This is a genomic window from Microthrixaceae bacterium (assembly GCA_016702505.1).
Classification (GTDB): Bacteria; Actinomycetota; Acidimicrobiia; order Acidimicrobiales; family Iamiaceae; genus Aquihabitans.
On sequence record JADJDU010000009.1, the window covers coordinates 224706 to 248097 of the forward strand.

Sequence of the window (23392 nt, forward strand, 5' to 3'; positions counted from 1 at the left end):
AGAGTGCTGCGCGGCGACCGACGGTGCCATATGAGGTTTCGTGCTGGTCTTCGAGCTGATCGATCACCTGACCGGAGGGTCCCTTTGGAGCTCTCGGCCGTGAATGGCTTCATGGAGGCGGCAAAGCTCCAACAGGGTGAAGCGGTCACCCATGAGCCCGTCAGGGTCGGGGTGGCAGTGGTAGCGAGGTCGCAGCTCGGCTACCGCCAGGGCCACGATCTCGTCGTGCTCGAAGGGCAGGCGTTACGGGTGTACCTCGGACTTCCACGCCTGCAGGCGCTCCCGTTGTAGTCGCTTGGGGCACCGACGCGCCTTCCGGAGCACGAGCGAGAGCTTCGAGCGCCGTGTCACAACACCCTCGTACCTGTCCCATGACACCGCGACGGGTGGTGGTATTGGAGGGAGCGACATGGTTGACGAAGGAAGCGAAACGTTCGGTACAGGTGGGTCCACTGACCCCAACCCACCGGGGTTCCCGGCGGGTCCACCCATGGCTCCGCCTGCCCCACCAACCCCGGTGCCGGGAGCACCGGCCGCTCCCACGACGCCACCGTTGGCGCCGCCCCCTGCTTCGGTCCTTGGCTCATCTGGTGCCACCGGTTCCGGGTCTGTGACCGGAAATCCCGGGACGAAGATGAGTGGGTTGAGGCACCCGGTGCCGTTGTGGACCCTGCTGGTCACCGCCGTACTCGCATTGGGTTTGGGCCTCGCGGCCGGGGGTGGCGGGACGACCCGGAGGAAGCGGCCTCTGTGACGGCAAGCTCGAACGAACAGCGATCTGACGGCAACAACGACAGCGCCAGTTCCACAACCGCGCCCAGGTCCACCACAACAAGAGTGACGACGACCACCACGACACGCCCTGCCACGACAACCACTGCCGCGCCCGAAGCCGGCACCCGTGAGAACCCCTTCGCGCCGGGCACGCCGCTGGTGACGACGGACGGCGTGGAGGTGTCGGTCGCCTCGGTGAACCTGGACGCCACTGGCGCCGTCATGGCAGAGAACCAGTTCAACGATCCGCCACCCGACGGCGAGCGCTACATCCTCGTCAGCCTGAACGTGATGAACGGAAGCGATGAACCCATCAACCCGTGGATCAAGGTTGATGTAAGCGCAATCGGTTCCGCCAACCGGGTTCACGATGATTGCTATGCAGTCGAACCCGATGCCCTTTCCGATGCACCGGAGCTGTATCCGGGTGGAAGCGCCAGCGGCAACGTGTGCCTAGTCGTACCGAGCAACGAGGTCGACGACGGATCGCTGCTGATCATGGTGGCACCGATGTTCGGCGACCCCGTCTTCGTTCGTCCGTAGCTATTCGAGGAGTTCGGTGTGGTGCCCTCGAGGAAGGCGCGTCGCGGCATCGCAACTAGCCCAATGGGGATCAATCATTACGCAAATGAGCTACAATGTAGAACATGGGTGAAGTTGGGGTCCGGGCTCTCAAGCAGAACGCTTCGGCTGTTGTCGCTGAAGTTGCTGCCGGGGGCGAGGTGACCATCACCGACCGGGGGCGCCCGGTAGCCCAACTCGTTCCCATCTCTGCAACCCGGCTCGAAGCGCTGGTGGCCTCGGGTCGGGCCCGTCCGGCGAGGCGACCACTGGCCGAGCTTCCCCCGCCAGCCCGCCGCCGATCCGGTCAGCCGACGTTGTCGGAGGCCTTGGCCGAGATGCGCGACGCCGAGCGCTACTAGGCGCCTCCGCCGTGGCGCACTACCTCGACACTTCCGCCGCAGTGAAACTGGTAGTGGAAGAAGCTGGCTCCAAGGCGCTGCGGAACTGGATTGCGACCGCGACGTCACCCATCGTGTCGAGCGACCTGCTGCGCACCGAACTACTCAGAGCCACTCGTAGGGGCGCACCCGACCAGGTGCAACAGGCCCGTGCGGTACTCGACTCGGTGGCATTGATCTCGATCTCCACCGCCGTGTTCGAGTACGCCGGCACCATCGAACCCGACCTGCTGCGCAGCCTCGACACTCTCCACCTCGCTGCGGCCATCGACCTCGGCGACGACCTGGAGGGCATCGTCACCTACGACGGCAGGCTGGCCGCCGCGGCCGCGTCCCTCGGCATCGCAGTCATCGCTCCAACCTGAACATCTCGACCGAGGTGATCCCAGGTGAGCCGCGTCGAGCGCACGGTTCGTAGACCCTGGCACATGAGCCCAATACCTGGACCGCTTCGCTGGCCCGCCTCGCTGACCCTGTCGTCTAAGGAAGCACGGTCTACCGAGAGGACCCTTCAAGACGCTGGGTCCTATGCCGATCAAACAAGTCACGCCTTCGTCGTACCAATCAGACGTAGCCGTCGACGAGCATGGCGTTTGGGGGAGGATGCCAACCTTGGCAGACGCAGAGGATCGAGTTCCTGATAGAGAAGACCATGTCGTGGAGCTCGTGCTCCATGCCCTTTCCGAGATATCCAGTCAGACAGTTGAGGAACTGAGAGAGTGGGTCAAGGGCTCTCACCCAGACCTGACCGCGCGCGAACTGCGAAATCTCCTCAATAGTCGGCAAGACCTCTTCACCCAACGGCGTGGCTGGTGGCAACTCCGCAGCAAACAACAGACGGCCGCCCCCACACCAATACCGTCCGAGCGGTCAGCCAATCGCTCAGAGGAGACCCGACCAGTTCGGACCGCAAGGATCGCTCCTCCTTCTGAGCCACCTATCGGGCCCAGCGCCGTGGAGCGCGAGATGCGCGACCATCTCCGCGGCCGACGGATGGTTGCAGAGATCGGGCTCGATGCCCTCACCTTCGAGAGAGTTAGAGACTCTCTCGAACAGATCCTGGATGCAGGATTCCGCCCGAACCAAGTGGTGGTTCAGTACCCAGCGCTCCTTACCTGTTACCTCGTCGGGCACGGGATGTACCACTACGACGGTGGTGAGTTCTGGACGACTCTCGACCTTCCACAGCTAGCTGGTCAGACGTGGCGGCAAGTCTTCGAGGATTCGATTCGTGGACTCAAGATCGAGACGTTCGAAGACATGGTCTACGGCGACAACGCCTGGCGGTACGTTGCACCGATCCTCGCCCACGGCGGCATCCCAAGGTCATCGCTGGACCGCTACTTCGGCTTGATCCACCGATTCCTCCGACAGGCCGGCACAGCGACAGAGATGCTGGCGCTGTGGCGGACGCGGAAATCACCGTTCGTCGGCATCGGCAAGCCGGTGCAGCGTTTCCTCCTGTATGGCGGCGACCTAGCGGTCGACCTCGTCGATCGGACGATCGACATGTTCAGGGAGTACGCGCGCTCCGGTGTCGTATCCAAGCCAGTTGATCTCGGGCTCCCGGCCTACGTCGTCAACGAGTTCAGAAAGTTCGTACAGCGGGAACACGTCAGCGGTGAGTCCATCGCCAAGAGACAGACCGGCCCGAAAGCCGTCATCCAACTAGACCCCTGGGGAGGCTCCGGGCCCACACTGACGCTGCCAATTCTGAATGCGGCCGAAGACGTTTGGGCGTGGCGCCTACAGGGCGACGGGCAGTTCGAACGATTCCCGGTCTCGCGCTTCATGGAACGTGAGGTGCCGCTTCGAGCGGCCCGCGGCTGGACAGTCAGCCTGATCGACGGTCTCGAGACCAAGTCAGAGGTCGCCTTCGAAGGACTCGGTGAGCTGTCCGCCCTCTTCTTCGACCCGAAGGATGGGCGGCTGATCAGTCCCGCTGGCGGCCTGCGCCTCGAGCGAGCCTGGGTGCTGTTGCCAGGCGATGCGAAGATCGAGGCGGTCGCCGCGGACGGCTCCCAGGCGCCGATCGGCATCACCGAGGAGCTCCCAGAACTAGGACAGGCGTGGTCGGGATACCGACAAATGGAGGTGAGCCTTCACGGCCTACGAGCCGTCGCAATCCGTGCAGACGACCAGAAGCCGTGGTCGAGGCTGGTGGTACGCAGTGTCTCCGAGCGCCCCCGTCTCGAAGGTGAGCCGCTGCCCCACACACGGTCTGATGGTCTCACGGTCTACTCAGACTTGCCTGCTCTTAGAGTGCCGCCAGGAGACTGGACGATTCGGTCAGTCATCGATGGAACCCCCCAGCCGATCCGAACAGCGGAGGTTCCCACCGAGACCACCCTCGACCTCGAACTCCCCGGCGGGGTCCATGAGGTCGAGCTGAGTGTTCGTGGACCGCTGGGCGCGGACCTCCGGACCCGCTTCGTTGTTTGCCCGGGCCTGAGCATCACGCGACCTGAGCGGGTGCTCATGCCTGGAGATCGAGCCTCGAGCGTGACCACAGCAGGCCCCTCTCTGTCGATCAACCACCAGGGATTCGGCATCCCAGTCACATTGGAGATTCCCGACGCCGAAGATGAGGTTCGCTGCGCCGTCGCTGATGGATCCGGACAAGAGCGCCAGATTTCGGTGCGGGTCGCGAAGGTGCTCTGGGCTTTGGCGTGCTCCAACCACGAGCCTCACGTTCTCCAACAGGGCGACGCACGTGGTCGAGGACGAGCTGACGGGCCGCGAGCCCACCTCGCTTGTTGTTAGGACCGGCCGCTCGGACCTTCCGCTCCGCCTAGCACTAACCAGCGGCAGCAAAGTGCTCCAGGAAAGCGACCGGGGTACCTCGAAAGGCGAAGAAGGAAGGTGGGTCTTCGACCTCGGGCGGTTCTCGGATGCCGTGCGAGATTGCGAGAGCTCACAGCTCGCCTTTGAACTCCAGGTTGGCCAACTGCCAGTTACGGCCGCTCACGTAAGGCGCTCGCTGGAAATCTCCGATCTGAAGGCGTCGGTCAAGCTGGACGGCGGATACGCAACGGTCGATCTGGCCTTCAGACAAGAAAGACAGCTCACAGGACGCGTCGCAAGGCTGTGGCCGCTCATGAGGCCGTGGGACGGGCCCATCGAGGAACCGATCCCGGATGATGAGGCCGGACACGTGACAATCGGCGGTCACGGGCGGGTGGCGCCCGGGAGTTACCTGGCGGAGATCGCCGTTGACAGCGGTTGGACCAGTCCGACCCGGCCGACGGGAGAGTCTGCCTCCACCGCGCTAGTTCAGGTAGGCGACTTCAACGCTGTCCTCCTCCGCTTCTCCACTGAGCCCGCCGAAGATCCTTTCGACCGGCTCGAGCAGGCGATCGCTACCGGCTTTATGGCCCAACCGTTTGGTAACCATGAATGGGAGAAAGCTGGCACAGCCGCGGCGGACTCTGCCGCGCAGATGGCAGCAGGACTCGTTCCAAGCTTCGGAGTCGAAACGAAGAGTTTCTCGTCACTCCGATGGCTGTTGGGCAAGCATCCGCTCCAAACGGCGATCGCTCTGGTGGATTGCGCTGAATCAGGGCGCGTGACAAGCCGATCTGCACTGTCCCTTTCGGTAGAGATGGTGTGGGCACTGCGACGGAACGATGCAGTGGAGACGCCCCCTGCCATCTCTCGAGCCCTGTGGGCGGTGAGTCCCGCCATCGCGGCAGCCTTGGAACTTGCAGATGCGAAGGATGTGGAACGCTCAGCCCGGCTCTTCGAGTTCACCGGCTGGAACCCACAAGAGAGCGAACCGATACCAACCGGCGAGCCCGTAACCCAGGTTTACCTCGGCATGGGGGCCGACCAGATGGCGACATTTCGTTCCCATCTGGACCTGATCCCAGACCAGATCCTCGGTATCGATGAACTGGTGGCAGCCCACCTGGAATGGTTGCTCGCGGAGAAGCTGCATCCCGGGCTCGCGCAACGGTGGTGGGCCGACCACAAGGGTCTAGAACGACATCCTCTCGATCTGTGGCCCGTCGCCGTCGAGCACCTGGGCTCTCGCCGACCACCAACGGGGACCGAACAGTGGGCCGCGATTCCGCGGATCACGCTTCTCGCAGCATTCATGGTCATTCTCGACGTGCCCGCCTTCCCTGAGGCCGCAAGAGCCCTCCACGAGGCAGCCACTTTCGCCCCACGGCTCGTGATGCGCGATCTCGTTCTTGCTCAGGTGCTGACCGCTCTGAGCACAATCGATTCCCTTCATGGAGGAACCACGTGACGTCAGTTCTGGATCCGCTGGAAGCGTCGAAACGCATCCGTGACTCCTATCGGCGATACCTCATCTCCACCTTCAGCCCACGGAGCGGCCCCGTCGCTACCGAGTTCGAGGCGATGCTGAGTAGCGATTTCAGGCTGACCCGAGGCCCTTTCCTGCAGGCATCCGCACCGTTCAAGCCAGGGGTGTCCGTCTCTGATCTAGTGAACGAACACGTACTGAGCGGCGGCTGGAACGACATAGACCCTGGTGCGTTCCCGATCGAACGGCCACTACACCTGCACCAGGAACAGGCTGTGCGAGCCGCCGTCACCGATGGCCGAAATCTGCTTGTGTCGACAGGCACCGGATCCGGCAAGACCGAGAGCTTTCTCCTTCCGATAGTGGACCACCTCCTCCGAGAACGTGAGGCAGGAACTCTCGCCAAGCCAGGGGTACGAGCACTTCTCCTCTATCCCATGAACGCGCTGGCCAACGACCAGACCAAGCGTCTCCGCCGGATGCTCGGCTCCATGCCAGACATCACTTTCGGTCGCTACGTGGGCGAGACCGAGGAGGACCAAGTGGTCGCCGAGGAGGAGTTTCGAAGGCGATACCCCAACGAACCACGCGTCGCCGGCGAGCTCATTTCCCGACAGGTGATGCGAGAGCGCCCGCCACACATCCTCCTGACGAACTTCGCCATGTTGGAGTACCTGTTGCTTCGACCAAACGACACCACCTTGTTCGATGGCCCTACAGGCGAACACTGGAGGTTCCTCGTACTCGACGAGGCGCACGTCTACAACGGGGCTCAGGGCGCCGAGGTAGCCATGTTGTTGCGGCGCCTCCGCGACAGGGTGCACCTGAGCGAGAAGGGCAGGATGCAGTGCTTCGCAACCAGCGCCACGCTGGGCCGCGGGTTGGCGGACCACCCCAGACTCGTGGAGTTCGGGCGGCGCCTCTTCGATGAGGAGTTCTCGTGGGACGAGCAGACGAGTACCGGTGACATCATCACCGCGAGTCGGCTGCGCTTGGTCCAGGCACCCGAGAGTCTCGAGCTGCCACAGGAGAAGTTCTCGGAGCTTCAGGTCGAGACACGATCGGGAGCATCAGCAGCCCGCTTGGCAGAGGTCCTCCGCGGCATCGCGGGAGTTCCAGAACCAGAGGCCGAGGAAACGCCGGCCACCTACCTCTCACGATTGTTGCGGCCCGAGCGCCACGTCATCGCCATGCAGGAAGCGCTCGAAGGCGGATCGGTCGAACTCAACGAAGCAGCGTCTCGGGTATTCACCGGTCCAAGGGCCAATACCGACGCTGTCGCTCTCGTCGATTTGTGTGTCATGGCGCGCGACCGGGACGACGACGCCCCCCTGCTTCCGGCCCGCTACCACTTCTGGGTGCGGTCACTCGAGGGCGCGTTCGCCTGCCGACATCCGCGTCACCGGGCGGACCGGCCCCGGCTCTACCTGGCACGCCACAAGACCTGCCCTTCGTGTGCTCTCGAAGGCACCGAGTCCGTCATGTTCGAGCTGGGTGTGTGTCGTCACTGCAGAGCCGAGTATCTCGTGGGGCAGCTGGGCGACCAGGCCAGCAAGTACGACCAGCCGCAACCTTTCGCCACCAATACGGACTACCTCCTCGTGGGCGAGTCGCTAGACGAAGATGACGAGGACGGAGTGGCAATCGACACTGCCGCTAGCGCCGGGCAACAGTCTGTGCCCGCATTCCTGTGCCCCGGCTGCGGCAAGGTCGGCCCCGAGTCGACAAGTTCTTGTGGTTGCGCGGGCTCCCCCACACCCATTCCTGTGACAGTCGTTCGGCCACCCAAGGACGACCCAGTGCTCCACCGGTGTGCTGCGTGCGCGAGCAGGTCCTCCGGCGAGGTTGTCACCCGATTCCAGACCGGCACAGACGCACCGGTGGCGGTCGTTGCCACGGATCTCTATCAGGAGATCCCACCCGCTGGGTCGAACGTAGCCATGCTGGTCGGCGAGGGACGGAAGCTACTGACGTTCTCGGATAGCCGACAGGACGCCGCCTTCTTCGCTCCGTACCTGGAGCGCACCTACCGACGAGCGGTGCAGCGCCGCCTGATCTCGGCGGCCATCGACAAGCTTGCTGAAGACGAGGCCCCGCGTGTGCCCGATGTCCTGGACGCCGTGCGTAAGGCAGCACAGAAGGCGCTCGTCATCGACCCGGACGACAGCGCATATCAACAAAGAGCGATGTCGGTGCCTGGCTGACCGAGGAACTGCTCGCCTTCGATCGTCGCCAGAGCCTCGAGGGCACCGGGATCGCGGAGATAGCGGTCGTGATACCGACACGCTGGGAACCACCCCGGAAACTCCTCCAGATGGGCTTCTCCCAGGAGGAGGTGGTCGACCTCCTCCAGCTCCTGTTCGAAACGGTGCGATCGGGTGGGGCCATCACGGTTCCTGAAGGTGTGGACATCCGCGACGAACGGTTCGCGCCGAGGAACTTCGAACTGGGACTACGTGCGTCGGGTCCTGATCATCACGTGATCACGTGGCTCCCGGGTTCCGCCATGAACCGCAGGCTCGAGATAGTCGAGAAGGCCTGCGCCAGGAAGGGCATCGAGACCGACGCTCGAGAATTGCTCGAAGGGATTTGGAAACACCTGACCGAGAACGACGGACCGTGGAAGAAGACCATCGAGCCGTTTGACCACCCGAAGAACGGGCCCCTTCGACGTCTGAGCTGGGAACGTTTCGAGTTCCGGCCGGCCTCAGCATCCCACCGACCACTCCGGTGCGGGACTTGCCGAAAGGTCTGGTGGAGGACGATCGGCGGACTTTGCCCCACGTGGCGGTGTGACGGAACCGTCAGCCCGATCGAAGACCTCGACGCGCTTCACCGCATGCACTACGCCAGCCTGTATCGCACCCTCGACGCCATCGGGATCGAGGTACAAGAGCACACGGCGCAATGGCAGGCGGCAGAAGCCAGTCGCATTCAGGACCGGTTCGTCGGCGGCGAGATCAACGTGTTGTCCTGCTCGACCACATTCGAGCTCGGTGTCGACGTGGGCGAGATCCAGGCAGTGTTACTGAGAAACGTGCCGCCATCCCCGGCCAACTACGTGCAGCGGGCTGGACGTGCAGGTCGACGGGTCGACTCAGCGGCGTTGGTGGTCACGTTCGCGCAACGACGCAGCCATGACCTGACCTTCTTTGACGAACCGCGTCAGATGATCGACGGATTCGTCTCACCCCCGGTGATCGTTCTCGACAACCCTTCGATCGCCCGGCGTCACGCCCACGCGGTCGCCTTCGCCTCCTTCCAACGCTCCTGGGTCGACTCTGGCCAAGCGCAGCACAAGTCGGTACAGGAGTTCTTCGTCGACGAGGTCGACGGCCAATCTGGTGCCCAGGCCTGGATCGACTGGTTGCAGGCGCACCCCTCGCCGTTGCGGTCCGCCCTTGAGCGAGTACTGCCAGGGGAGCTTCACGAAGACCTCGGCGTCAACACCTGGGAATGGGTGCAAGCGCTCCTGCACCAGAGCGCGGACGAGCCCACCTACGGGTGGCTCTCTCGGGCAATGAACGAGGTGTCCGAGGAGTTCGATTCTCTCGGCGAGATGATCGAGGACGCTTACGCCTCTCAAGTTGGCTACCGCGGAGACCAGCTAAAGAAGGTCCGCCAAGCACTGGCGCGCCGTCAGATCATCGGCTTTCTGGCGAGTCGGAACGTTCTCCCCAAGTACGGATTCCCCGTTGATGTAGTCAGCCTCAACCTTGCCGGGACGGGGAACGCGGTTGCTTCGAGCCTCGACCTCAATCGCGACCTCGGCCTCGCGGTGAGCGAGTACGCGCCTGGTTCGAGAGTTGTCGCGGCGAAGACCCTCTGGAAGAGCGTGGGACTTTCCACCCGGCAGGGCCAACAATGGCCCACCTACAAGTGGGCCATCTGCGCCGACTGCGGTGCATTCCGCTTCAAGCTCGACGAGATCGCGGAGTGCACCACCTGCGGATCGGCTGAGAAAGCACCCGGCTCAAAGGGCACCTTCGCTCTACCCCTGTTCGGTTTCGTGGGCGCCCCCGGGGAGAAGGCCGGAGACAGCAGGCCCCAGCGAATGTCGGCCACCGATACCCACTTCGGGCACTACCGGGACGCTGAACCGGAGCTCCTCCCGTTTGAGTCGCTCGGAGGCTCTGCGCGCGTCTCGTTCCGGACCAGCCGCCAGGGCCAGATCGTCGTCGTCAATCGCGGGCCCGCCGGACGCGGCTTTCGGCTCTGCGAGGGGTGCGGCTCCGGCGAACCAGCGCCACGGGGAGGCACACGCGGAAAGGGCCCCGCCGAACACGACGACATCCGTCGTCCGGGCCGAAAGTGCACAGGCATGCTGCAACACCGGCAACTCGGTCACCACTACCTCACCGATGTGGCCGAGATTCGCATCGACCTACAGCTCCATGAGCCTCAGGCCAGGAGCCTGCTCTACGCGGTTCTCGACGGCGTCGAAGCCGTGGATGTGGCTCGGGACGACGTTGATGGAACCCTCTTCTTTCACGCCCGAGGCGAGGCGCCAGCTCTCATCTTGTTCGACACCGTGGCCGGCGGGGCAGGCCACGTTTTCAGGATCGCGGAACGCCTCCCCGAGGTTCTTCGTGCCGCCCTTGCCAAGGTGGAGAGCTGCGAGTGTGGCGAGGAGACTTCGTGCTACAGCTGCCTTCGCAACTACAGCAACCAGTTCTTCCACAACGATCTCCGACGTGCGGACGCCATCGGGGTGTTGAAGGCCGTAGTCCCCTAGGTACCTCAGCGCCCAGACACATCCACCAGCAGGTCGGTCCTGCCGATGCGCTCGAGGGCGTGGTTGAGCACCCTCGCGTCGTCGACAAGGCCCTCCGGGCTGAGGACGTCGTTTTCGATATCGGTGGTAATGAGGAAGTAGTCGATCGCACCGCGCAGCCATCCGCGCTGCTCGGGAGTCAACTCTGCGGCCTCTCCGGCGAGCCTCGTCAACCGGTCCGTGACCAGCCGAGCCAGATCGATGTCCAGGCTCTCGTGCTCGAACTGCTGCTCCTCCAACGCCGTTAGGTGAGTTGACAACCGTCGGCTGAGCCGCACGAAATCGTCAGCCGGGGTCGGCTGGCGAAGACGCTCAAGCTCTTCCAGATACTCCATGTCGATCTCCCCCTGAGTCCGGTCCGTTCAAGACTCGGCACGGAGCGGCCGAAGCCCAAGCAGCGGATGGTACAGCCGCATCGTTCGGCAGGTAGCGGACGTGATCCTGGACAAGGAGGGCGGCGTCGAGACCGCCCGTGCGATCGTCGACTACAAGACCTCGACGAGCGCAGACGCCGACCACGCTCTGCAGATCCAGGTGCACACAGACGCCGGCCGCCGCCCGGGGCTCGACATGCGCGGAGCCTACGTGCACGACCTCAAGGCAGGCTCTCTCCGAAGTCGATATCTCCGACGATGCGATCCAGACAGCCGAGGAGACGATCAAGGTCGCCGCCGACCGGATACGCGTACCCGAGGTATCCAGCTCCGCTTCTCTCGCCTCGGATGCGATCGAGCAGATCTTGGCGTCCTCCTTGAGAGCCAGCTGGAGTCATCATCGTTTTGCGGCCCTAGGGCGTTCGATGTCACCGCCTCTTCCTACGCTTGACGTCGACGAATCTGGTCCTGGCTGGGGCCACCTCGGGCCTGTCGGCCCCGAAAGCACGCCTAGATCCGAGGAAACTCATGGCTATCACCGAACGAGATCGGCAGAATCTGTTCACGCGGCTCGATGAACAGCTCGGGCCCGAGGAGGCCGAGACCATGATGGAGCTGTTACCTCACCAGGGTTGGGGCGACGTCGCCCGAACCGGCGACATTCAGGCTCTCCAAGGGTCTGTCAACGAGCGGATCACGGCCGAGTCAGCCTTGCTCCGAGCCGAGATGGCCGAGCTTCGATCGGAGCTCAAGACCGACATTTCCGAGTTGCGGACCGAGTTCCACACCAGTTTCGGTGCCTTCCGCGACGAGCTGCACCGCGAACAACGCACGCTCCAACGCCAGATCATCCTCGCCCTGGTGGTAGCCCTCGTCAGCATGGTGATTAGCGCCGGCACCCTGTAGTCACCAGCGCTCCCAGACAGCCAGACCCGGTGATCAGGGGTTGAGCACCGTGAACAGGGCGGCGGGGCGGCCGACGGTGCCGTCGGAGGTTTCGTGCAGGTCCTCGAGTTGATCGATCACCTGGCGGCGGAACGTGTCCTTTTGGAGCTCACGGCCTTGGATGGCCTCATGGAGGCGGCGTAGCTCCAGCAGGGTGAAACGGTCGGGCATGAGCCCGTCGGGGTCGGGGTGTTCGTCGTAGCGACGTCGCAACTCGGCCACCGCCAGGGTCACGATCTCGTCGTGGTCGAACGGCAGGCGTCGTTGCCGGCCGGGAATGATTAGCGGAGCGGTTTTTGGGCCAGCTCCGCTCTTCGCATCAACCGTCGCCGGGGGTGACGGGTCCGGCACGGCGGCAAAGCACAGATGGTCGGTGCCCGACTTGACCAGCGGGGCCAACCTCTGGCTCGCGACCACGGCCAGGTGAGCGACGGAGACGACCCAGCCCCGGCTGTCTCGCTTCGGATCGTCGAAGACCTGGAGCTGGGTGGGCGACAGGTCGGTGATGCCGCACTTGTCGAGGAGCGTGCGCCTCACCGTGTCGGCCAGTCGTTCGTGCTCATGAACGAACGAACCGGGAAGACTCCACTGCCCGGCGTGCGGCGCAGCGTCGCGACGCAACAACACCACGGCGAGCTTCAGCGCCGCTGACCCCGCTTCGCTCCGACCGTCGCCCTTGCCGTCGCCCCGGCCGTCATTCCCACTGCCGGTCCCGCCGCCGTCCGGTGCCACCGTCCACGCCGCCGGTACGACCGACATGACCGCCACGTCGACCGCCAGCGACGGGCGGGGGTAGGCGCCCAAGTCAGCCTGGCCGGAGTAGTCGGTCGGCTCGGGCCGGTCGGACAGGCCGGGATCGCCGGAAGGTGTCGCGTCAGCGGGGGAAGCCACAACCCAAAGTTAGCGCAGAGTTGCGCTTTGTGGAGCTTTAGCGCATACTTGCTCTAACGCCGTGGAATCGAGCGGTCGGCAAACCCATTCGGATCGGAGAATCCAATGATCACCACCCCCACCTTCCACCTCGGCTCGCCCACCCAGATCGGCCCGCTCACGGTCTTCCCGGTCTGGACCGACGCCCCCGAACCCAAGCGGCCGATCCGCACCTCGGTTCCACGGGGCGTCACCATCGGTGAGGTCCCCGGCGGCGCAGTGGTCGAACGGCTGACGGTCGACAACCCGACGGCCAAGACCTTCCTTCTCCCCGCCGGCGCCGTGTTCGAAGGGGGCCAACAGCACCGGGCCCTGCTCCACAGCGTGGTGGTCGATGCCGAGAGCACCATCGCCATCGACGTCCGCTGCGTCGAACAGGGCCGGTGGTCGGGCGGAGGTCGACAGCGCCTCCACCAGCGTCGAGCGCCCCTGGCCGTTCGGGGAGCGTTGAGCGGGATCGTCGGCCCGCGAGACAACCCGCTCGGTCACGACCTCCGCCGCGGCGACCAGGGTCGGGTGTGGAGCCAGGTCAACCGCTACGAGCAGGTCGGCGGCCGGTCGAGGACCAGTTCGCTGCTGGACGCCACCGACACCCGCGCCGAGGAGATCCGCCGGGAGCTGGCCAACCTCAGGCCGCTGCTCGGCCAGCGCGGCGTGCTGATCGGGATCGGTGGGCACCCGGCCCTGCTCGAGGTGTTCGACCACCCCAAGCTCTTCGCCGCCGAATGGGAGCCGATCCTCACCGGGGTGGCGGCCGACGCCGCCTTCACCCCGGTGATCCCGACCACCGGCGCCCGGGCCCGCTACTTCGCTCGCCACATCTCGGGACGCGCCCTACAGCCATGGGCCCCGGCCGGAGCCGGGGTGGCGGTCGAGGGTCGTGACGGCCTGGCCGTGATCGACGGCGTGGTCGAGGGCGTGATCGACGGCCGCACCAACGACCGGGAGGGCCAGCCCATCCACATCACCGCCCTCAACGCCCGCCACGCACTGATCGCGGCGTGAACTCCGGAGCGACCGCCATCAGAGGTTGATATCGTTCATTCTCGTTCTTGATATCAAGGAGTGGACCATGACCCGGACAGTCATCGACATCGACGACGACAACCTGGCCGCGGCGGCGGAGGTCTTGGGCACAACCACCAAGGTGGCCACGGTCAACCGAGCCCTTGCAGAGGTGGCAGCCCGTGCGGGTCGCCTGGCCTTCCTCGACCATCTCGACGACGTGGCCGGTGACCTGGCGGATCCGGCGGTGATGGAGGATGCCTGGCGGTGACCGGGCTCCACCTGGCTGACAAGTCGGCTCTCGAGCAGCGGCGACACAGCACGGCAGCGCGTGACCTGCTGGCCCTGCTCCTTGTCGAGGGTGCCTTGGCCTCCTGCCACGTCACTGCCCTCGAAGTGCTCTATTCGGCACGAAACCGCCAGGACTATGAGACGTTGCGCTCGGACATAGCCACGTTGCCGTGGCTACCCACTGACCAACGGGCAATGGATCGAGCGTTGGAGGTTCAAGGACTTCTCGCCAGAAGGGGCCAGCATCGTGTTCCACTACCAGACCTGATGATCGCCGCGACGGCCGAGGTCAACGACGCCGTGGTCCTCCACTACGACCACGACTTCGACGTGATCGCGGCGGTGACCGGCCAGCCGACCCGCTGGATCGTCAAACGTGAACGGGCGGCTGACGCTGGTCGCCGTCGACCCCAGCAGCAGTGGGAACGTGCCCGACGGCGTGGGTCACGGCTTCGGCGTACCATCGCTCCGACGCCATCGAACGGGAGGGGTTGTGACGGCGGAAGCCCTGGATAATCCGATCCTGAACTCGCCCTACGAGGCCCCCGGCCGTCACTTTGCCCTTGGCCCGAACGGGCCCACCGGCGAGATCCTCGTAGGTCGCCGGCCGAGCGAGTCGTTCATTCCGATCCCTCCAACCCGCAAGGGCAAGGCCAAGACGTCGGGCAAAGCCGGCGGCAAGGCAAACGAGTCAGGGACCTCAGCCCCCGAGCCCTCCCAGACCTCGCTGGACTTCGACATCACCGGTGAGCGCCGGGAGCAGAACTCGCTGATCAACGACATCCGCCAGCGGGTGGAGCTGTGGCGGGGTCGTAACTATCCGGGCGTCACGCCAGTCTTGGAAGGCTGAAGCGCTCTCGACGTGGGGCGTAGGGGTCGAGATTGTGGGCATCGACGATGCAACTCGAGACGGGCTGGTGGCTGCGCAGCTCCGACAGCGAATGGTGAACCCACCGAGCCGAATCGTGTGTGAATAACAGCACACAACACGGAATCGGGACGTGTGTGTTGATAACAGCACACGGCTGGCGCTAGCGGGCCGCGGCCTCGATTCTGACTCCCAGGTCCGCCAGCTCGTCGAGGATCAGGGTGGCGCCCCAGACCTGGTTGCGTTTCCTGGTGGTCAGGGTCCTCAGTACGCCGGCCTCGGTCAGCCGATCGAGCGCGGCGTAGATGCTCGATTCCGAGGAGCCGATGGCGTCGGCCGCTTCCTCAGCTGACAGCACCGGTTGTGACGCAAGCACTGCCAGCAATCTTGCGGTGGCGCTCCCCGCCCGCGCCCCACCGACCATGGCCGCCATCTCCGCGGGCGCCTCGGCCAGACGAAGCGCCGTGACCTTTGATTCGGCTGCGGCCCCGGCGGCGGCCCGAGCGAATGAAGTGACTATTGGACCGGCGTCACCAGCGCGATATGAGCCGAGCGCTTCGAAGTAGCGGTCCCGTCGTGCCACCAAGGCCGACGCCAGCGGGATCACCACGTGACGGGTGGCCTGGCGCCGACGCAGGATCGTGTTGACCAGCGCTCGGCCGATCCTGCCGTTGCCGTCGATGAAGGGGTGGATCGATTCGAACTGGGCGTGGGCGATCGCAGCCTGGACGAGGGCCGGCATGTCGTCACGGTTGGCGTACTCAACCAGGTCCGCCATGTATCCCTCCACCGTGTCAGCGGGCGGGGGCACGTAAAGGGCACCTCGGGGTGAATGGTCGCTCCCCCCGATCCAGTTCTGCACGGAGCGGAGGCGACCGGCCCCATCAGCCTCATTGGGGTCATCGACCATCAATGCTCGGTGGGCGCGGATAAGCATCTCGAGGGTGACGGTTCGGGTACGACCCACGTCCTCGACCATCACTTCCAGCGCGTTGGTAGCCGCCACCATCGACGCTGCCGACGTGTTCGCCTTGCTCCCGTGGAGAGCCCTGGCGAAGTCGTCGATGTCTGCCTGTATCCGCTCGATCTTCGACGACGCCACCGACTCCGTCCGCACGAGCATGGCACCAAGAGCACTGAGATCGCCGGCGTGCCAGTGGTCGAGCGAACTGATCTCCATCACGGCGCGCTCCACCTCGCCGGCCAGACGTCCATCGATCTCAATGGTCTCGGCCGCGATCATCGGGGGCAATGAGACGGTCACCGAGGAAGTGATCCGGTCCTCTTTCGTGCCGCCGCGGATCGCCTGAGCCCACGGTCTGACCTCGGACGCATGCGGCGGCCAGGCCATCGGTGAAGCGCTTTCAAGTGAGTAATCGACCGGCTGTCGATCGACCTTGGGGGTTGCCATCACCTCCCTCCTTCCTCGGACCAGCTCCGGCACTATTCCGAGTTATGACTCTATCTCGGACTACTGCCCAGTTGCTCCCGATCTCACGCCGCGGATCGGCTGGGACCGTGGTTGGCGCATCCCACACTGACCGAACCTCAGGGCCGTGCTCACCAGAGCCCCGGGTTGAACCGCCGTGAGCGCTGTATCACGCGTGATACGCTTTGGCCGTGTCCGAGGTGTCGATTCGAGATCTCAGAAATCATGGGGGCGAGGTCGTCGAGCGTGCCCAGCGTGGCGAGCGCCTAACTATCACCCGCGCTGGAACGCCCGTGGCCCAACTCGTCGGGCTCCCCCGGCCCGCGACTCCGCTGGCTGAGCTGCGCCAGCGTTGGGCCCGCCTCCCCCAGGTTGACCCGGCGGCCCTTCGACGCGATATCGACGACGTACTCGATCCAGGGATCTGACGTGGCCAGGGGTGTCCTCGATACCAGCACGGTGATCCTTCTGGGCCGAATCGAAGCCGATGAGTTGCTCCCGACCGAGCCCCTCATTACCACCGTCACCCTCGCCGAGTTGTCTGTGGGTCCGCTTGTCGCTGCCACTGCCGATGAACGCGCTGCCCGGCAGGCACACCTCCAACAAGCCGAGGCCGACTTCGACCCGCTGCCCTTCGATGCAATGGCCGCCCGAGCCTTCGGCCGCGTCGCCGCATCGCTTCACGAAGCAGGCAGAAAGACGTCAGCCCGCGCCTACGACGCGATGATCGCCGCCGTGTGCATGGCAAACGACCTGCCGATCCACACCTGCAACCCCGGCGACTTCTCCGGAATCGCCGGCCTGAACGTGGTGGCGGTACCTCACCCCGACCACTAACGCTGTTGATCCGGCCGGTTCCTCCAGCGCGCCTCCGCCCCGGCAGCCCCGCCCGGCCGGAGATCAGGCGAGGCCGAAGGTCTGCAGCCGAGAGGCGATCTCCTCCAGCGACAGATCGCTCGAGGCCACCTCGATCACAAGGTCATAGACCTCGTCATTGCTGGCGCCGACCACACTTGCATCGTTCAGTTCCAAGAACGTGGCCGTTGTAAGCCAGCCAAGCCGCTTGTTGCCGTCAACCAGCGCATGGTTGATGACGATGGACTGGAGCAGAGCTGCGGCCTTCATCCAGATCGTCGGGTAGGCGTCCTCACCAAAGACCGTGGCCTGGGGACGCGCCACCGCTGATGCCAGCAGTCCGGCGTCTCTGATCGGTGGGGGTCGCCCAGGTGGCGCCTGATGAGGAGTAGCACGTCGTCGAGGTCGAGGAACTCGACGTTGTGCCAACTCATTGCCCCAGGCGCTCCAGGGCAGCGGCATGAACGTCTGCAATCCGATCGCCCGCCACCGCCACCCGGTCCCGATGACCCTGGCGCTCTACATATTCACGGATCGCCCGACGGGCGGCATCTTGCATCGAAACACCCTCCGCCTCAGCCCGTAACCGAAGGGCCCGCTGCTCTTCTTCAGTCAACCGAAGCGTCATAGCCATGCACCAACGGTATCAGTCTGGTATCAGACTCCCTGTTCTTGTTGCAGACAACGGGTGCCCCGAGGATCGCCTGAGCCCACGGCCTGATCTCGGCCGTGCGCCGCGGCTAGACCACCGATGAAGCGGGCCCAAGGGAGACATCGCCCGACTGTCGATCAGCTTGCGAGTCACCATCGCCTGCTCTCTCCCCTGGAGCAGTCCGGTCACTATTTCCGAGGCAGGAGTCCATCTCGGACTGCTAACACCGATACTCCGGATCTCACGGCGCGGACCGGCGGGGATCGTGGTTGGCTCTTGGGTGACCGTGAGCCGCTCATGTCCGCAGGTGTCCCGATGACCGACGACGAATCCCCAGCTCCACCAGCCGGCCGCCGCCTACGCAACATCGCTCGCATCCTGCTCGGGGCGACGCTGACCTTCACCGGCGTCGGCCACCTGACGTTCCTCCGCCACGATTTCCAAGCCCAGGTGCCCAACTGGGTTCCGATCAGCAAGGACCTCACCGTCGTGGGATCTGGCGTGATCGAGATCGTGCTCGGTGCCGCCTTGATCGCACTTCCCCGACACCGCCGAACCACCGGCGCCCTGGCCGCGGCGTTCTTCGTGATCGTGTTTCCCGGCAACATCGCCCAGTACCTCGAACACGCCGACGTGCCTGGCCTCGACTCCGATCGGGCCCGCCTCGTACGCCTCTTCTTCCAGCCGCTGCTGGTGGCGTGGGCGCTGTGGGCCGGCGAGGTCTTCCGCCACGACCAGCGCCAAGACTGACCGAACCTCACGTACCTGGCCCCCGAGAGCCGCCTACCACACGGGGTAGGTCTGGTTGGTGTCGCCCCACGGCCACAGCCGGGGCCGGTTCAGAGGTTGAGAACCGTGCGCAGGAGTTCGTCGATCTGCGCCAGTCCGATCGCCCCTACGCGACCGATGCGATCTTGCAAGCGGTCGACCGAGACTGAGCGCACCTGCTCGGGCTGGAATGCCGTAAGTGCATCGAGACCGTTGTCTGCATCTGGCTCGAGAACCATGTGCAAGCTGATCCGTCGGATGGTGCTCGTGCCGGGAACCACGACGCACATCCTCAGCCGCGGATCGTGGAGGCGATCGTCACTCACCACGACCACGGGCCGCACAAACGCCTGCTCGGGGTCGGTTGGGTTGCTGCCGAGGTCCACCCGCCAGATGTCACCGCGCTTGATCTCGCTAGGCACTCAGGCCATCTCCGGCAGTTCCATCGAGCAGCGTCGTCTCCTCCGCCAGGGAGGCGAGTTGGGAATCGGTGAGCCCATCGAGTTCAGAGTGCAAGGTGCGCCACCACTCGTCCCGTCCGGTGGGCAGGGGCTCAAGGAGCAAGCCACCATCGACCTCGCGAATGCGGATCGTCCCGGGAACAGCGCCAAGTGTGTCTCGCATGGAGCGGGGCACGACAAGCCTGCCCTGCCGATCGATCGACAACTCCTCAGCGTGCCACCGCGCCACGATATCCCCATTGACCAGGAAGTGGTCACCAGACGTATTGACTCACTCGAAACCTCCGCGTAGGGGGATTCGTTGCCTCATGTGGTTCCTCCGTTTGGGTGTGGCTCAGGTGTGGCCCGCAACGCCCGGCTGGTAAGCGTCTGGCGCCGATGCTCAAGACGCTGGTGCCGCTACTGCGCTGAGACGGCGAACTCGACCTAACCGACCTGGGGTCCGACCTGCGAAAAGCGGCATCGACGTCGACGATCGATCGGACCGAACATTCAACACCCAAAATTCCCCAACCAGCACTGGTCGAATAGCGTGTTAGGACTTAGCGAAGGATCGCAAGCCCTCAACTCCCAATTCAGAGACTATCTCGCCAGCTCTCTGAATCCATAGATTCTCATCATAAGCACTCCCAAAGGCCGCTAGTTGCGATACCCGTCCGCCTGGCGCCAAAAGATAAAGTCTGTAATCGGCCGAAACACTTCCGCCCCAGACAACCAGGTCAAGTATGCTGGAGATGAGTGTCGGCTCAACAACGTAGACCTGGTAGACATCTGTGGTTCCAGGGTCTTGCACCGTCAACGCCAGCTCGCCTCTCCTGGCCAGGCGGCTGGCCCTCACGTCGAGCCCAACGAGCGACATGGCTCTATAGCGAACTGCAAGGGACGACTGCCTCAGATTTACCCAACGAAGCATGTGAACCTCGATCCCAGACTGCCGATCTTGGAGCTCCAACTATCACCCTTTAGAGCAATTGGCACTCCCTCTTCGCTGTACCGACAGAACCCTCCGAGGATCGAGCACGGAATTGGAGGAATGATTGGGGGTCGAACCTTCAGGAAACCGCGAAAAGGAGATCTGACAATGTCCCGAATACCTCGAAGCCATTTGTAGAGCAGAGGAAGACGGTCAAGCAATTGGAAGGGGTTCATTTCACGCTCATCTGTGTTCGTCGGCTGTGGCACGTCCTGGGGAGCTAGTGGATTACCGGTGATTAGACCCGAGCGGAGTTTCATGATTGGGGCCATGCTTGCTGGAAGGTGGTCAGGGCCAAGCAGATTGGTAGCCAGCGTTCGAGTAGGTCGCGGCGTTGGTTTGGGACGGTGAGGCAGCGCCACTGCGAGGCGGCCGATGGAGTGTTCGACTCGCACTCGTTTCGACGCGAGGAGCGTGTTGAAGAAGCGGTCGACCATGGTGAGGGTCTTGGCCGTGCCGTGTCGACGTGTGGGCAGCCTGATCTCGGGCACGTCATTTTGAAGGCCTTGGAAGCCCGAGTCTGCGAGAACAGCGAGGTTCGACGCAGCGAGATGGTCGGGCAGGCTGGCATCACGCAACGCGGTCAGGTCGTGGTGGCACCCGCGACGAGCGGCGTGACCCACATCAGGTTCGAGGAGGAATCGCACACGGCGATGGTCTTGGTGGTGTGAGTCTTGCGTTTGCCCGAGTAGAAGGGCCGCTGGAGGTCTTGATCGCCTGGTCTGGCAACGGTGAAGTCGGTTCCGTCGATGATCACCTTGCCCTCCTGGCACACCATCGGATCACGTCGTCGAAGCTCTCGATCACGGTGCCGTCGGGCAGCACCGCTTCGAGCTGGGTCGAACGCGGCCAGCACCGGGTTGATGTTGTCGCGCAGGGTCGTGTTGGGGATCGAGGTGATGGGGCCGGCCCCGAGTCGACACCCTTCGCGCAGGTAGGCCAGCGAGCCGGACTCGTTCGGTGATCGCCATGCCCTTGGGACCACGTTTGGGTGGTGGCGGCAAGAACGGGTGATCGCTGCGATCAGATGCGCCAGCGCCTCCGCGGAGAAATGGGGCACAGTAGAGGCCAGAGCCTCTGGAGTGGGCGGTACGTGGGAGGTCATAGACCCGCGATGCTGCCCACCCAGAGGCTCGCCTACGCGGACCCCGCATCACCCCAACCCGAAACTTCGCGCAGGTTTATTCTCAACGGACTGTCGGAGGTGGGTTCGAGCATAAGATCATCGCGCATAGCATCCGGTGCGAACATGCAATATCGTCGATGATTGAAATTGCAACTGGCATCATTCGCAAATGGGAATACCCAACTACGATTCCCGGGGAATGGGCACCATTAGGTTTGCGTTTGAAACCACCCATACCCTCAGCGCATTTCGATCTTCCGCGACAACACACAATCCCCTAACTTCGGCCCAATCAAGACTAACTGCAACCCAGAGGTTGTACCGCACCCGAAGTCCATCAGTGTCCACCTCAGCTGACCTCGTGACACCAGTCATTATGAAGTGTGCCCCAACAATGACACTAGCACCCATTGCCAAATGCCGCGTCATATACCAGTGCCAACACCCCAAACAAGATGAGGGATGCGCCCCGCCAATAGTCATGCACTGGAAAACTGACCGGACCACGAGGCGATCGGACCGCCGATTTTCGTGCGCCCACTTCAACCTTTCACCGAACCGCTGATTGCGCCCATCAGGTTCATTGACCAAAGCGCCTCCACGACTAATGGCCACCGCATGCCCACGGAAGTCAGGTTGAGGAAATAGCCACTCAAAGCAAACATCTCTACGCGTCTTGCGTTATACCCACTGCCAACGCCAAGGCTGGCCTCACAATGTCCACCAAGCTGCTCGGCGAACTTCAAATACGGACTAGTAGCGTGCGCCCATGGAATACTTCTATGGCGCAGCAGTCTATTGGTGATGATAAGACCATGCTCATCCGCTCCCACCAAATGGAGGCAAGGCAATAGACCGGAGGCAAGAATAACCACAAGACCAGTCGCAGTCTGCCAAATCGGCATCCCCAGGATGGCCATAGAGGTGATCGCGCCGGCAAGACACTGTTCTAACCAGTATCCTACGCGCGCTTCCGTATTTTACTCCCGCACACTGAAATTCGATCACGAAGGGCCGCATCAATTGCACCCACTGACCTGGTCGACTGGCGCCTCCACTTCCGGGGTGGACCAAGGCGTATTTACCAAAACCGTAGCTTGTAAGTGATACGGCCGCAGCTAGCGCACCATTTGCCGCCCAAAGTTGGCGAATTGCTCCAGCCGAGGGCTTTGAGTAATAAAACAGCGGGATAGAATACGCATTCACCATTGCATGAGGCTCCTTCGCCAAAGTTCCAACTCCCAGTTGGGATCAGCGCAATACAACGTCAAACACCGTCCCAACAAAGAACTGCCAGAGAATCCATAGTCATTGAACCGATTAAAAGCATTGAATGTTACAATCACCACGTTGGCAGCGGCACAGGACCAGGCGGAAGCTGTGCAGGCATTGCAACCACTGCCGCCTGAAACCAGGGATTTCGAAGAATCGACTGGTCTAACCGAAGTCCGGAAAGGCTGAGCCAGGTACCCATGACCCTGAGAATCCCCTGCCCAAGTCGATCCAATTGCCGATGGGTTTCCTCCTGCGAAGCTGCAGGGGTTGATTCCGATGCTTGCGTGAGTGGGTGGCTGGAGGTGTATTGGCCGCTTTGGGGTCATAGTAGCGGGTTCCGGTGTGGATGTAGCCGGTTTCGGTGTCGTGTTGCATCGACGCAAACCCGACCAATGGCTGTTCGAGCCACCAGTTGCTGTTCGATCCGATCGACCGTTGGTCTCATAACTGACGTGGTGTTACGGGTGGTGCCGTTGGCGTTCGTTGGCAGGCCTGGTCGATCCTTAGTGGTCTTGGTAGCGCGGTGACTGGACGTCGCCGGTGGTGTTGATCCGGGATAGATCGGCACTCCGCCGGGACCGTGGATCAGAAGTGCTGTTGGGATGGTCCGGCCAGCAGCAAGGCCGCCCTCCGACCATCATCCAACTGAACTCTTTGCGC

At 63.6% G+C, this 23392-nt stretch carries 25 protein-coding genes and 1 pseudogene; 16 read left to right on the top strand and 10 right to left on the bottom strand.

Annotation, left to right across the window (positions count from 1 at the left end):
* Positions 1–84: 84 nt before the first annotated feature.
* The 8 genes from IPG97_10870 (at position 85) to IPG97_10905 (ending at position 10741) form a co-directional block, all read left to right on the top strand.
* Entirely contained in the window at positions 85–291 is a 207-nt protein-coding gene (locus tag IPG97_10870; GenBank protein MBK6857020.1) for a hypothetical protein, read from the top strand.
* Positions 292–837: 546 nt separating this feature from the next.
* Entirely contained in the window at positions 838–1317 is a 480-nt protein-coding gene (locus tag IPG97_10875) for a hypothetical protein (GenBank protein ID MBK6857021.1), read from the top strand.
* A 104-nt stretch (positions 1318–1421) separates the two neighbouring features.
* Positions 1422–1697 carry a type II toxin-antitoxin system prevent-host-death family antitoxin gene (locus IPG97_10880; protein ID MBK6857022.1) on the top strand — a complete coding sequence of 92 codons (276 nt, stop codon included), beginning with the start codon at positions 1422–1424 and terminating at the stop codon, positions 1695–1697.
* A gap of 11 nt (positions 1698–1708) precedes the next feature.
* Positions 1709–2101, top strand: a complete 393-nt coding sequence (locus IPG97_10885; GenBank protein MBK6857023.1) for a type II toxin-antitoxin system VapC family toxin — start codon at positions 1709–1711, stop codon at positions 2099–2101.
* Between the two features lie 601 nt (positions 2102–2702).
* On the top strand, positions 2703–4499 hold the full coding sequence (locus tag IPG97_10890; GenBank protein ID MBK6857024.1) for a hypothetical protein: 1797 nt from the start codon (positions 2703–2705) through the stop codon (positions 4497–4499).
* Positions 4450–5988 carry a hypothetical protein gene (locus IPG97_10895; GenBank protein MBK6857025.1) on the top strand — a complete coding sequence of 513 codons (1539 nt, stop codon included), beginning with the start codon at positions 4450–4452 and terminating at the stop codon, positions 5986–5988. Before IPG97_10890 ends, IPG97_10895 begins: the two co-directional genes overlap by 50 nt.
* Entirely contained in the window at positions 5985–8210 is a 2226-nt protein-coding gene (locus IPG97_10900; GenBank protein MBK6857026.1) for a DEAD/DEAH box helicase, read from the top strand. Before IPG97_10895 ends, IPG97_10900 begins: the two co-directional genes overlap by 4 nt.
* Positions 8211–8320: 110 nt before the next feature.
* The gene (locus tag IPG97_10905) at positions 8321–10741 is read left to right on the top strand and encodes a DUF1998 domain-containing protein (GenBank protein MBK6857027.1); all 2421 of its coding nucleotides are present in this window, start codon (positions 8321–8323) and stop codon (positions 10739–10741) included.
* A gap of 5 nt (positions 10742–10746) precedes the next feature.
* On the opposite strand, the gene IPG97_10910 is transcribed toward IPG97_10905, so the two are convergent.
* A complete protein-coding gene (locus tag IPG97_10910; protein ID MBK6857028.1) occupies positions 10747–11019 on the bottom strand; it encodes a hypothetical protein in 273 nt (90 codons plus the stop codon).
* 663 nt (positions 11020–11682) lie between these two features.
* On the opposite strand from IPG97_10910, the gene IPG97_10915 reads away from it, so the two are divergent.
* Positions 11683–12060 (top strand): hypothetical protein, encoded by a 378-nt coding sequence (locus IPG97_10915; GenBank protein ID MBK6857029.1) that lies wholly within the window; start codon positions 11683–11685, stop codon positions 12058–12060.
* A 33-nt stretch (positions 12061–12093) separates the two neighbouring features.
* Here the strand turns inward: IPG97_10915 and IPG97_10920 are convergent, their stop codons facing one another.
* On the bottom strand, positions 12094–12990 hold the full coding sequence (locus IPG97_10920) for an NUDIX hydrolase (GenBank protein MBK6857030.1): 897 nt from the start codon (positions 12988–12990) through the stop codon (positions 12094–12096).
* 105 nt (positions 12991–13095) lie between these two features.
* Here IPG97_10920 and IPG97_10925 point away from each other — a divergent pair, with 105 nt between their 5' ends.
* From IPG97_10925 to IPG97_10940, 4 genes are all read left to right on the top strand, one after another.
* Positions 13096–14034, top strand: coding sequence for a hypothetical protein (locus IPG97_10925; protein ID MBK6857031.1), 939 nt, complete (start codon positions 13096–13098; stop codon positions 14032–14034).
* Between the two features lie 67 nt (positions 14035–14101).
* A complete protein-coding gene (locus IPG97_10930; GenBank protein ID MBK6857032.1) occupies positions 14102–14305 on the top strand; it encodes a type II toxin-antitoxin system VapB family antitoxin in 204 nt (67 codons plus the stop codon).
* Positions 14296–14841 (top strand): PIN domain nuclease, encoded by a 546-nt coding sequence (locus tag IPG97_10935; protein MBK6857033.1) that lies wholly within the window; start codon positions 14296–14298, stop codon positions 14839–14841. Before IPG97_10930 ends, IPG97_10935 begins: the two co-directional genes overlap by 10 nt.
* Positions 14819–15175 (top strand): hypothetical protein, encoded by a 357-nt coding sequence (locus IPG97_10940; protein ID MBK6857034.1) that lies wholly within the window; start codon positions 14819–14821, stop codon positions 15173–15175. Before IPG97_10935 ends, IPG97_10940 begins: the two co-directional genes overlap by 23 nt.
* A gap of 181 nt (positions 15176–15356) precedes the next feature.
* Here the strand turns inward: IPG97_10940 and IPG97_10945 are convergent, their stop codons facing one another.
* Positions 15357–16544: a Fic family protein gene (locus IPG97_10945; GenBank protein MBK6857035.1), complete on the bottom strand. Its 1188-nt coding sequence runs from the start codon at positions 16542–16544 to the stop codon at positions 15357–15359.
* Between the two features lie 269 nt (positions 16545–16813).
* Between IPG97_10945 and IPG97_10950 the strand changes: the two genes are divergently transcribed.
* Both IPG97_10950 and IPG97_10955 read left to right on the top strand, forming a co-directional pair.
* Positions 16814–17050, top strand: coding sequence for a type II toxin-antitoxin system prevent-host-death family antitoxin (locus tag IPG97_10950; protein ID MBK6857036.1), 237 nt, complete (start codon positions 16814–16816; stop codon positions 17048–17050).
* Complete coding sequence (locus IPG97_10955) at positions 17037–17459, top strand: type II toxin-antitoxin system VapC family toxin (GenBank protein ID MBK6857037.1); 423 nt, start codon at positions 17037–17039, stop codon at positions 17457–17459. Before IPG97_10950 ends, IPG97_10955 begins: the two co-directional genes overlap by 14 nt.
* A gap of 63 nt (positions 17460–17522) precedes the next feature.
* Here IPG97_10955 and IPG97_10960 read toward each other — a convergent pair.
* Together IPG97_10960 and IPG97_10965 are read right to left on the bottom strand one after the other, a co-directional pair.
* Positions 17523–17911 (bottom strand): annotated as a pseudogene (locus IPG97_10960) (type II toxin-antitoxin system death-on-curing family toxin).
* The gene (locus tag IPG97_10965; protein ID MBK6857038.1) at positions 17908–18111 is read right to left on the bottom strand and encodes a ribbon-helix-helix protein, CopG family; all 204 of its coding nucleotides are present in this window, start codon (positions 18109–18111) and stop codon (positions 17908–17910) included. Before IPG97_10965 ends, IPG97_10960 begins: the two are co-directional and overlap by 4 nt.
* A gap of 333 nt (positions 18112–18444) precedes the next feature.
* Here IPG97_10965 and IPG97_10970 point away from each other — a divergent pair, with 333 nt between their 5' ends.
* The gene (locus IPG97_10970; protein ID MBK6857039.1) at positions 18445–18879 is read left to right on the top strand and encodes a hypothetical protein; all 435 of its coding nucleotides are present in this window, start codon (positions 18445–18447) and stop codon (positions 18877–18879) included.
* 89 nt (positions 18880–18968) lie between these two features.
* Here IPG97_10970 and IPG97_10975 read toward each other — a convergent pair whose 3' ends face one another.
* The 5 genes from IPG97_10975 to IPG97_10995 form a co-directional block, all read right to left on the bottom strand.
* Entirely contained in the window at positions 18969–19283 is a 315-nt protein-coding gene (locus IPG97_10975) for a type II toxin-antitoxin system PemK/MazF family toxin (protein ID MBK6857040.1), read from the bottom strand.
* 28 nt (positions 19284–19311) lie between these two features.
* The gene (locus tag IPG97_10980; GenBank protein MBK6857041.1) at positions 19312–19521 is read right to left on the bottom strand and encodes a hypothetical protein; all 210 of its coding nucleotides are present in this window, start codon (positions 19519–19521) and stop codon (positions 19312–19314) included.
* A gap of 734 nt (positions 19522–20255) precedes the next feature.
* The gene (locus tag IPG97_10985) at positions 20256–20978 is read right to left on the bottom strand and encodes a hypothetical protein (GenBank protein MBK6857042.1); all 723 of its coding nucleotides are present in this window, start codon (positions 20976–20978) and stop codon (positions 20256–20258) included.
* Positions 20915–21436: a hypothetical protein gene (locus tag IPG97_10990; protein MBK6857043.1), complete on the bottom strand. Its 522-nt coding sequence runs from the start codon at positions 21434–21436 to the stop codon at positions 20915–20917. Before IPG97_10990 ends, IPG97_10985 begins: the two co-directional genes overlap by 64 nt.
* Positions 21437–21999: 563 nt before the next feature.
* Positions 22000–22377 (bottom strand): hypothetical protein, encoded by a 378-nt coding sequence (locus IPG97_10995; protein MBK6857044.1) that lies wholly within the window; start codon positions 22375–22377, stop codon positions 22000–22002.
* Between the last annotated feature and the right edge of the window lie 1015 nt (positions 22378–23392).